General features: G+C 71.4%; 7 protein-coding genes. 2 read left to right on the top strand and 5 right to left on the bottom strand.

All coding sequences use genetic code 11. From position 1 onward, the window contains the following. The coding region (locus tag DBR34_RS21795) for a hypothetical protein (RefSeq protein WP_219928272.1) at window positions 1-465 on the top strand (465 nt) is incomplete at its 5' end. 32 nt (window positions 466-497) lie between these two features. After that, window positions 498-1,688: a benzoate/H(+) symporter BenE family transporter gene (locus tag DBR34_RS11315; RefSeq protein ID WP_128096864.1), complete on the top strand. Its 1,191-nt coding sequence runs from the start codon at window positions 498-500 to the stop codon at window positions 1,686-1,688. A 6-nt stretch (window positions 1,689-1,694) separates the two neighbouring features. Here DBR34_RS11315 and DBR34_RS21345 read toward each other — a convergent pair whose 3' ends face one another. From DBR34_RS21345 to DBR34_RS11290, 5 genes are all read right to left on the bottom strand, one after another. After that, window positions 1,695-2,441, bottom strand: a complete 747-nt coding sequence (locus DBR34_RS21345; protein ID WP_181393978.1) for a GYF domain-containing protein — start codon at window positions 2,439-2,441, stop codon at window positions 1,695-1,697. Window positions 2,442-2,497: 56 nt separating this feature from the next. After that, window positions 2,498-4,714, bottom strand: a complete 2,217-nt coding sequence (locus DBR34_RS11305) for a lytic murein transglycosylase (RefSeq protein WP_128096863.1) — start codon at window positions 4,712-4,714, stop codon at window positions 2,498-2,500. A 65-nt stretch (window positions 4,715-4,779) separates the two neighbouring features. Next, complete coding sequence (locus DBR34_RS11300) at window positions 4,780-6,828, bottom strand: hypothetical protein (protein WP_128096862.1); 2,049 nt, start codon at window positions 6,826-6,828, stop codon at window positions 4,780-4,782. Then, complete coding sequence (locus tag DBR34_RS11295) at window positions 6,825-7,949, bottom strand: VWA domain-containing protein (protein ID WP_128096861.1); 1,125 nt, start codon at window positions 7,947-7,949, stop codon at window positions 6,825-6,827. Before DBR34_RS11295 ends, DBR34_RS11300 begins: the two co-directional genes overlap by 4 nt. Next, the coding region (locus DBR34_RS11290; RefSeq protein WP_219928271.1) for a DUF5682 family protein at window positions 7,946-10,088 on the bottom strand (2,143 nt) is incomplete at its 5' end. The genes DBR34_RS11295 and DBR34_RS11290, both read right to left, overlap by 4 nt.

The raw sequence follows: 10,088 nt of genomic DNA, 5'->3' as shown, positions 1-10,088 counted from the left end.
GCAGGCGCCTTCACAAGATACCTGCGCATACTGTCAAAGAACTTTGGAGTCGGCCTCAGCGCCTTCCTCCGTGTGCCCCGACGTTTCCGTCGTTACGAGCCGCCCATTGTAGACCGGCTTATCTGCTTCGTCAACACCTTTTTTCAAGGCCGTTTCACCGAAGTGAAACGTTGTTGCCGATGCCGCTTCGTCGTTTGCCCCGAGAGGCTTTCGTCGTTGCGAGCCGCCTATTATGTCAGGCTTTTCGTTTCCGTCAACACCTTCTTTCGAGGGATGTTGCCGTCGCTGCGGGTGGGTGTTCACCGGGGTGAAGACCGCGTCGCAGCGAGGGAGCGAATACTAAAGACTTCTGAAAATTCGTCAAGGCTTTTCGTCGATCTTTTTCATCGACGCGTCATCAACGCGTGCTGCTCATCTACACGTGCGGCAGCACGCGCGTTGCGCGTGCTGCCGCAGGCTTGCTAACAATGCATGTCTTGTCGTCAGGGATGCATGCGATGTCTGCGGTAGCCAAGCGTTCGTTGTTGCGCGATATGTCATTGCCGTCGGTGATGGCCGGCTTCATTACGGTGCTGGTGGGCTTTGCCAGTTCGGCGGTGATCGTGTTCCAGGCCGCACGCGCGATGGGCGCCTCACAGGCGCAGATCGCCTCGTGGATGTGGGCGCTTGGACTGGGCATGGGCATCACCTGTATTGGCCTGTCGCTGCGCTACCGTGTGCCGGTGGTGACGGCATGGTCGACCCCGGGTGCGGCCATGCTGGTGGTGGGCGCCGGCGCGGTGGGCTACAGCGATGCGATCGGTGCGTTCGTGCTGGCAGCGGTGCTGGGCATGATCGCCGGCTTCTCGGGGATCTTCGCGCGGCTGATGCAGCGCGTACCGATGGCGTTGGCCGCGGGCATGCTGGCCGGCGTGCTGCTGCGCTTTGGACTGGATGTGTTCGTGTCCATGCAGACGCAGCTGGGCATGGCCCTGGCGATGTTCGCCACCTGGTTGATCGGACGCCGGCTGTTCCCGCGCTATGCAGTGATCGCCACCCTGGGGGTGGGTGTCGCCGTGGCGGCCGGCCAGGGGCTGCTGCATATGCAGGATGTCCGCCTGCAGCTGGCCACGCCGGTGTTCACCTGGCCCACGTTGTCGTGGGCGGCGGTGATCGGCGTTGCCCTGCCCCTGTTCGTGGTGACCATGGCGTCGCAGAACATTCCGGGGGTGGCGGTGATCCGTGCCTCCGGGTACGACACCCCGGTATCCCCGGTGATTGGCTGGATCGGCGTGGCCAACACGGTGCTGGCCCCCTTCGGCGCGTTCGGACTCAACCTGGCCGCGATCACCGCCGCGATCTGCATGGGCCGCGAGGCGCACGAGGATCCCGCGCGCCGGTACACCGCCGCGGTGGCCGCCGGCGGCTTCTACATCGTGGTGGGTCTGTTCGGGGCGACGGTGGCGGCGGTGTTCGCTGCCTTCCCCAAGGAACTGGTGGCCTGCGTGGCCGGCATTGCCCTGTTCGGCACGATCGCCAACAGCCTGTCGATGGCGCTGCGGGAGGAGGCCGACCGCGAAGCGGCCCTGGTGACCTTCCTGGTCACCGCCTCCGGGCTGTCACTGGCCGGCATCGGTTCGGCCTTCTGGGGGCTGGTGGCCGGGGGAATCTGCCTGCTGGTGCTGCGGCCGTCGGCAACGCGCGGCTGAGCCGGATCAGGGATCCAGCAGGAAGGCCAACGCGCCGATCACCACGATGTAGAGGGCCATGCCAACAAACACCGCCGACCAGCGGGTGCCGCCCAGGCCAGCCAGTGCGGCGTGCTGGGCCGCTGCGTCACCGGGATGACGTGCCTCGGCCAACGCGATCATCCGCTGGGCATGCCGCAGGTACAGGTGATTGCCCACCGAACCGGCCGCGACGCTGGCCGCCACGGTGATCATCAGCGATACGCTGTCGCTGGCCCCGGCCAGGGTTTCCAGGATGGACGCGACGGTGAGCGCACCAATCCACATGGCCGCCACCGCATACATGCGGCGATACAGCATCCAGAAGGCGCCGAACAGGAAGGCCGGCCAGTTCCAGGCGGTGGTGCTGGCAGCCTTTCCGTCGGTCGCCAGGTCCAGGCGCCATTTGCGGCGGTATACCGCGAAGTTGCTGCCGACAAACGCGGCATACGCCTGCTCACCCGGCGCCAGGGGTTCCTGGGCCGGCATGGCGGTGGCATCGAAGGCCGACGCCGGTGCAGCGTAGGGATCCTGGGACGGCTCGACCGGCGTCGGCGCGGACACCGCCAGCTCGGCCACGCCATGCAGGGGTTGCCACTGGGCCATGCCCTGGCGCCAGACCAGCGTGTCGGCGGTGATCTGGCCCTGCCCCAGCAACTGCTGCAGCTGCACGGCGGGCACCGGTCCCTGACGCTGTTGCTGGTGATCGGCGTAGTACCACGGGGTATCGGACATGACTCGTTCCTTGAGGGAGAGGCGCCGGGTCGCCCGTCCGGGCGCCGGCTGAAGGGTTACAGGGGCAGCACGCGGAAGGTCTGGGTGAGCGTGTGGCTGGCGCCGGCCGGCAGGGTGATCACATCCGGGCCGGCGTTGGCCGCCTCCAGACACACATAGTTGCGCCAGCCCGCGCCGACGTCGGCCATGCCTGCCGCCCCCGCCTGGCCAGGGTTCCAGGCCACCAGCGATTGGCTGCCCTGGGTGGTGATCTCGATGCGCCGCTTCAGCCCGGGGTCCTTGAGCACGTAACGGCCGCCGGCGGCGGTGTAGATGCGGTCGCTGCGACCGGGATCGCGCGGGTCGCGCAGGTTCCAGTCGCCCTGCTGCACGCGCGGGGTGGCGTAGTTCTCGAACTTGTCCAGATAGGTGAGGCCATCCAGCCCCTGCACGTCCACGGCCGTGGCGTCGTCCACCCGGAAGTAATTGTGCAGGGCCTGGGTGAAGCTGACCGGCTGGCTGCCGGCGTTCTCGGTGACCAGGCGCTGCTCAAGCGTGCGGCCGATGCGCAGCTGCATGGTCAGGCGCAGGGCCAGGTTGTCCAGCGGCGGCGGGGCCAAGGTGAGCAGGACGGTGCCATCGGCGTCGCGGCGCGCCTCCTTGAGTGTCCATGCCACGTTGCGCACGAACCCATGCGAGGGCACGTCGGTGCCCTGCCCCTGGCGGCCGAAGTACGGCCAGCACACCGGGCTGCCGCCCCGGATCGGGGTGGGCAGCGCCTGCGCGCTGGGTGACAGCCACAGGACGTCCTGGCCGCCCTTGGGAACATAGGACAGCAGCTGCCCGCCGAACACCGATATGGCGGCGCTGGCAAACGGGGTGTCCACCTTCCAGGCGGGGAAGCCCTGCACGGTGCCCAGGCTCAGGCCCTCCACCTTGGGCAGGGCGGCGCTGGGGCCGGCCGGGGACTGCACCAGGCGGGCGTGGTTGGGCGGCAGGGTGAACACGGTGGATGCGGGCATGGTGGTCGAAGGTGTCGGAAGGGGAGGCGCACTGCGCAATGCAGTGAGGATGCGTTGGCCGGCGCGGCCGTCGGTGGTGGTCCAGCCCAGGCGCTGCTGCTCGATCTGGATGGCGCGGCGGGTGGCCGTGCCGACCATGCCGTCGGCGGCACCGATGTCATGCCCCCGGGCGAGCAGCAGGGCCTGCAGTTCCCGGCGTTCACGGCGGCCGATGCCGGGGTCGTCGGTGGGCCAGGCCGCCACGGTGCCGTTGCCGCCGCGCAGGCGGTCGGCCAGGGTGGCGATGGCCAGTGCATAGCTTTCGGCAGCGTTGTAGGCGTAGATCGCGTCGTAGTTGCGGAACACCAGCCAGGCCGGTCCCTTGGCACCGGTGGGCAGCAGCAGTGCGGCGTTGCTGTCCTCGGGCAGGCCGACCGGGGCCAGCGCGCCACCGCCGACCGGGGCGATGCCCAGTGCGCGCCAGCTGGCCAGCGGCTTGCGCTGGGTGCGCCCGGCCAGCGCCGGGTTGAACCCGGGCGGGAGACGGACCTCGATGCCCCACGGCTGACCGGTGCGCCAGCCGGCCTTGGCCAGGTAGTTGGCGGTGGAGGCCAGGGCGTCGGGAATGCTGGCGACCAGGTCGCGCCGACCGTCGCCGTCACCGTCCACGGCGATGCGCGCATAGGTGGACGGCATGAACTGGGTGTGGCCGAAGGCGCCGGCCCACGAGCCGGTGAGGCCTTCGGCCTGCAGGTCGCCGGCGTCGAGCAGCTTGAGCAGGGCGAGCAGTTCGCCGCGGAAGAACGGCTGGCGGCGGCCATCGCACGAGAGCGTGGCCAGCGACTGGAGCAGCGGGCGCTTGCCGAACACGCGGCCGTAATCGCTCTCCACGCCCCACACCGCCACGATGGTGGCCGGGTCGACGCCGTACTGGGCGGATACCCGGTTCAACAGGTCGCGGTGCTCAACCAGGCGCGCGCGACCGTCGTCGACGCGCTGGCTGTCGACCAGCGCGGCCAGGTAGTCCCACAGCGGCGTGGTGAACTCCGGTTGCGCGTCGAGCAGCGGCAACACGCTCAGGTCCGGGGCCAGGCCGGTGGTGAGGCGGGTGAAACCGGCCGCACTGATGCCTTGTTTGACGGCCTGCGGTTGCAGGCTGGCCAGGCAGCGCTCGAAGCTGTCCGGTGCGGCGGCGCTGGCGGTGGTGGCCAGCAGCGCCAGCGCGATGCCGGCCAGGCGCAGGCCAAGGCGACGGATGACCGGCAGCGGGGAGGTGGGACGGGGTGCGGGCATGCTCACCTGCGGGCAACGGAAGAAGGCACGCCTGCAGCATAGGTCAATGCGTGGCCAGGCAGGGATCATGCAGACAGGTCCCGCGCCAGCAGGGCCAGCACCGACACCCGCTGCAGCAGCGTCGATCGCTGCGCCGGGACCAGCGCCGCGCGGAGGTGGCCGAGCTGGGCAGCAGCCTGGCGGTAGCCGGCCAGCTGCAGGCCGTGGATCTGTTCCTGCACGCGCTCCCAATCGCCGCCGTGCTGGTGGCGAAGGCCTTGCTGCAGCATCAGGGCCAGCTGTTCCAAGGTGTCCAGCAGCGGCGTCGATGCGGCCGGGGCCACCGCGGGCAGTGGCAGCGCTGCAACGGCCGGATGGACCTGCGGAACCACGGCCTGGGTGTCGGTGAGCAGCGCGACCGGTTGCATGACCAGTGCCCCGCCCTGCAGGCAGACGTTGCCGGCCACCGCACGCAACGCACCGTAGTGGCCCTCGAGCACGCGGGCCAGCACGTTCACCGCATCCGGCGCTGCGGCGCGGTGCGGATGCAGCAGGCGCAGGCCGATGCCCTGGCCATCGCGTGCGACCAGGTCGGCATGCAGGCTCTGGGTGATCGGATCCCAGCCGACGTGTGCCGGCTGCAGTGCGTCGACCTGGACCACATGGAAGGCCGCCGGCGCACCGCCGGCCACGCCGGCCGCCGCCAGGCGCGGCTGGGTGAACGCCGGCGGCTGCCGTGCCAGGTGCGCGGCCAGGGCCGCCGGGTCGGGCTGGCGCAACGGCGCGCCCAGTTCGTCCCATGCGCGGGGCGACAGCGGCAGCAGGCCGGTGTGCTGGCGCTGGGCGGCGACGCTGACGGTACCGTTGGCGCTGCGCGTGGCGCGCTGGGTGATCACCTGGCTGGCGGCCAACTGACGCAGCGGGTGGCCGGCGATGCGACGTTCGCCGAGGGGCGTGGTTGCCGTTGCCTCCCGCGACCACTGCCGTGCCATTACCGTGACCGACTGGGTGTCCGGGTCGGCCCACAGCACGGTGGCACCCTGCTCGCGTTCATCGCTCCACAGCGAGGCCCCGAGCGAGACCAGCCGCAAGCGGTCCAGTGCCACCTCGCCCTTGATCCCGATGCCCAACACCTGCGCAGCGGGCAGCGCCGGGGCGCGCTGCTGGGCCAGCTGCGCAGCCGACTGTAGACGTGCCCACAGCCCCACCACCAGGTCGAGCAGGGCCAGCGGCGCGAATCGGGTGCTGCGCGCCTGCCGCGCCTGCAGCAGCTGGCGCAGCTCGGCCAGGGCATCCTCGATCCAGCACCAGCCCTGCGCCTGGGCTCGGCTGCGCAGGGCCTGGATGCGCGCCGCCACGGCGATCAGCGGTTGCGCGCCGCCATCGAGCCAGAGCGCGAGCAGCAGCGCGTCGATGTCGGCGTGCAACGCCTGGGCGGCGGTGTCCCAGCCACTGGCGGTGTCGGATGCGGCGTCGACGCTGCGCAGCTGCAGGGTGTGCGGTGACTGCAGCGGGCCGAGGTGCTCGGCCTGGGCGAAGGCCATCACGGCGAGCACGACGTGGGCACAGTTGCCGCCCTGGCGGCAATCACAGCGCGCGTGGGCGATCGAGCCCCTGGCGAAGAAGCGCACGCTGCACATCGGCAGCTGCGCGGTGGGCGGACTGGCCGCGCCGGCCCACGGGTAGACGGTGATCACCGGACCGTCCTGGCGCAACCGCGCGGCCTGCTCCATCACCCCGGGGGGCAGCACGCTGGCCAGGCTCGCCAGGTCGAACTGGGCCGGGCTCCAGGGCGCGTCGGCGTCGGCCTGGGCGTGCCCGGCAGCGCGCTCGGTGGCCGGCGCAGACAGCGTGGCGGCCGCATGCGCCTGCCAGGCCAGCACCAGCGTCACCCGATGCCGGCACATGGCGGTGGCGGTGCAGCTGCACTGGGCATCCCGCAGGGTGCAGCCCACCGGCAGGCGTGCGATGCAGCCGTCGTCATAGGTGGCGCGGATGGTGCCGCTGGCGTCGATGTCCAGCGCCGGTGCGATGCCGGCGGCAAGATCCTTCTGCGCGCGCTTGACGAAACCCGGGTTGGCCAGCGCCATCAGCGCGGCCGGGGTGAGTTCCAGCAGGTCCTGGCGCAGGTTCATGCCAGCACCTTTTCGGCCAGCCACGCAGCCAGCTCGCCCGGCGTCATCGCCGCGATGTGCGCCCCGACCTTGACCAGGCGTGCGGCGGTTTCGCGGTCGTAGCTAGGGTCGGCCTGCCCGTTCAGCGCGGCCAGCCCCAGCACCTTGACGCCGGATTCGACCAGCGCCTTGACCCGGCGCACCAGGTCGCCATCGCCACCGCCTTCGTAGAAGTCGCTGACCACCACCACCACGCTGCGCGAGGGATTGACCACCCGGCCCTGCGCGTAGGCCACGGCGCGGGCGATGTCGGTGCCGCCCCCCAGTTGCACCTTCATCAGCAGTTCGACCGGGTCGGCGACATCGGCGGTGAGGTCGACCACCTCGGTATCAAAGGCGATCAGATGGGTGCGCATGCCCGGCAACTGCCACAGGCACGCAGCCATGACCGCGCTGTGGATGACCGAGTCGACCATGGAACCGCTCTGGTCGATCAGCAGGATGATGTCCCACGGTTCGGCCTGGCGGCGGCTGCGGCTGAAGAACATCGGCTGCTGCACGTAGAGCTTGCCGCTGGCCGGGTCCAGGCGATGCAGGTTGGCCGCCACCGTGCGGCGGAAATCGAAGTTGCTGGCGATCTGCCGGCGCGAGCGGCGGCGCCGGTCGCGGGTGCCGCTGAAGGCGTGGTGCACCTGCGTGACCAGCCGCTCCATGATGCGCCGCACGACCTCGGCCACCAGCTTGCGGGCGGCGGCGAGCACCTGCGGATTCATCAGGTGCTTGGTATGCAGCACCGCGCGCAGCAGGCTTTCGGAGGGCGCGATGCGTTCGAGCACCTCCAGGTTGGTGACCACCTCGTCGATGCCATAGCGCTCCACGGCATCGCGCTCGAGGCGTTCGATCACCTCGCGCGGGAACAGCCGGTGGATGTCGTTGATCCAGTCCGGGGTGGACAGCTGCGATGCACCGCCCCCGCCACTGCGCTCACCGCGCAGCGCGCGGTCGCCATCGCGTCCGTACAGCCACTCCAGCGCGGCGTCGGCGGCTTGGGCCTGCGCGCCGAGCGCACCGCAGGCCGGCTCGGCCGGTTCGCCCAGCAGCAGGCGCCACCGCTGCAGAGGATCGGGGATGTCCAGGCTCATGGCGCTGCCTCCTGCACGGGGGTGATGCCCCAGCGCGCGAGTGCGTCCAGCGCGGTGGCTTCGCGTTGGGCGGCGCGGGCCAGCGCATCGGCCGGCGCCTGCCCCGGCACCGGCGCGGTGAGTACGCGGCCGGACAGGTGGGCCGCGCCATGCAGGGCCAGCATGCGGGTGGCCAGCGCGCCGCGCTCGCGCGCCGGCAGCCAGGCGAAGGCACCGCGCAGCGCGGGCAAGGCCAGGATGAAGTCCTCTGCCTGCAGTGCCTGGATGAGGCCATCCAGTGCGGCGGTGAATGCCGGTTCGCTGGCCAAGCGATCGCGCGCCAACGCCAGCAGGCCGGCCAGGGCATCGCCCATGTGCGCCGGGGCCAGGCCCTGCAGCAGGGCCATGGCCTCATCGGCAAACGACGTCGTGGCCACCCCCACCCGCTCGCGCAGCCCCACCAGCGCACCGAGCGAGGCACCGCGGCTGACCGCGGCGGCCTGGGGGTTGGCGAGCTTGCGCTGCCATACCGCCAGCGCGCGCGCCGGGGCAATGGCGAGCGCGGCCGGGTCGCCGTGTTCGTCATCGGCCAGGCGCCCGGTGAGGATCTGGCGCAGCGCCAGGTGGCCGCGCAGGTGTGCGTCGGTATCGGCGCTGCCGACCTGGCCGGGCGCTTCGAGCAGCCACAGCGCGCGGTCCAGGCCGGGCCCGAGGAGGGCGTTGAGCATCGGCGCCTCCTGCATGCCCAGCATGTGCCCATGCCGCCGCAGCAGGTCCAGCTCGCCCAGCGCCGGGGCCAGCACCTCGAAGCGGGCTTCGCTGGCGACGGCGGCGGCCAGGTCATCGAGCACCGCGGCGCTGACCGCGGGCAGTGCCGCCCACGCGGCGCGGTTGAGCAGCGGGACGCGTCCGGCGATGCCGCGATCGGCATGGCGCAGGGCGTCTTCCAGGCGCGCGCGCGCGGCATCGCCGACGGTCGCGCCCCAGGCGCCGGCTTCGATCAGCGCGGCGTGCTGTTCCACCGGCTGGGCCAGCGACCAGGTTTCTTCGAAGGTGTCGCTGATGGCCTGCGCCGGGCCGTGGGTACGCACGATGCCCGGCACCTGCAGCAGCAGCAGGCGGTGCAGCAGCACACTGCGCTGGCGGTCGTGCGGGTCGAGCAGGTCCAGGCGGCACCCCTGGCCCAGCACCAGCCCGTGCGCGTGCAACTGCGCGGCCAGGTCGGCCAGCAAGGGCGGTTGCGGGGTCAGCGGATCCAGCAGCCCGGCGCTGTCGCCGGCCAGCACCTCCATGATCTGGACCAGGACCGGATCGGTGCCGGCCCGCAGGCGGCCGCGGTAGGTCCACGGCAGCGGCGCATCCAGTGCGTCCTTGACCAGCGCACCGGCCAGCGCGTCGAGCCAGTCCACGCGCTGCGGACGGGGGTGCCCGCGCAGCCGTGCCAAGCCGTCGGCGCGCAGGCGCGCGGCGATCAGGTCAGCGGTGGAGGCCGGCAACCCGCGCCCGCGCAGCCGCGCCATCACCTGCCCGAGCATGTGGGCATCGGCATCGGCGCCATGCTCCCACTGCCACTGGTACCAGCCCGGCGAGGGCATGCCGGAGGCGTACCCGGCGAAGGCATCGAGGCGCTTGAAGGTGTACGGCACCAGGAACGATCCATGCCGCACCGCACCGCTGCTGCCGGCGGCCGGGAGCGGCACCGCCGGCGGCGTGCTGGCCGACGGCTGCTGCGCCCACAGCTGCTGCAGCGCCGGCGCATGGTAGCCGCCACAGACCACCAGCACGCCGTGGCGGCCCTCACCCGGCGGCTGGCGCATCGCCCAGGCGATCCAGGCGGCCATCATCTGTTCGCGCTGCTGGTTGCCCAGTGAGCCGCGGTCGTCGCCGCGCAGGTGGACGAAGTAGGTGTGCAGGCGTTCGTGCAGGCCGTCGTCGACGTCGTCCTGCTCGAACAGGTGATCCCACAGGGCGTCGCGGCCCTGCACTGCCAGGCGCTCGCCGAGCGCGCGTTCGTAGGCGTCGGCGCGGGCCTCGTGCGCGTGGTCGGCGCTGTCGGCGTAGCGGTTTTCCAGCGCCGCGAAGGCCTCGTGCCACGCGGGCAGGTCGATGAAGCGCACCTGCGCGCCCACCTCGCGCCCGACCAGCAGGGCCTGCCATTCG

This window comes from Stenotrophomonas sp. HMWF003, assembly GCF_003061285.1.
GTDB classification, from domain to species: domain Bacteria; phylum Pseudomonadota; class Gammaproteobacteria; order Xanthomonadales; family Xanthomonadaceae; genus Stenotrophomonas; species Stenotrophomonas maltophilia_AP.
This window is presented reverse-complemented; position numbering and strand designations above follow the sequence as displayed.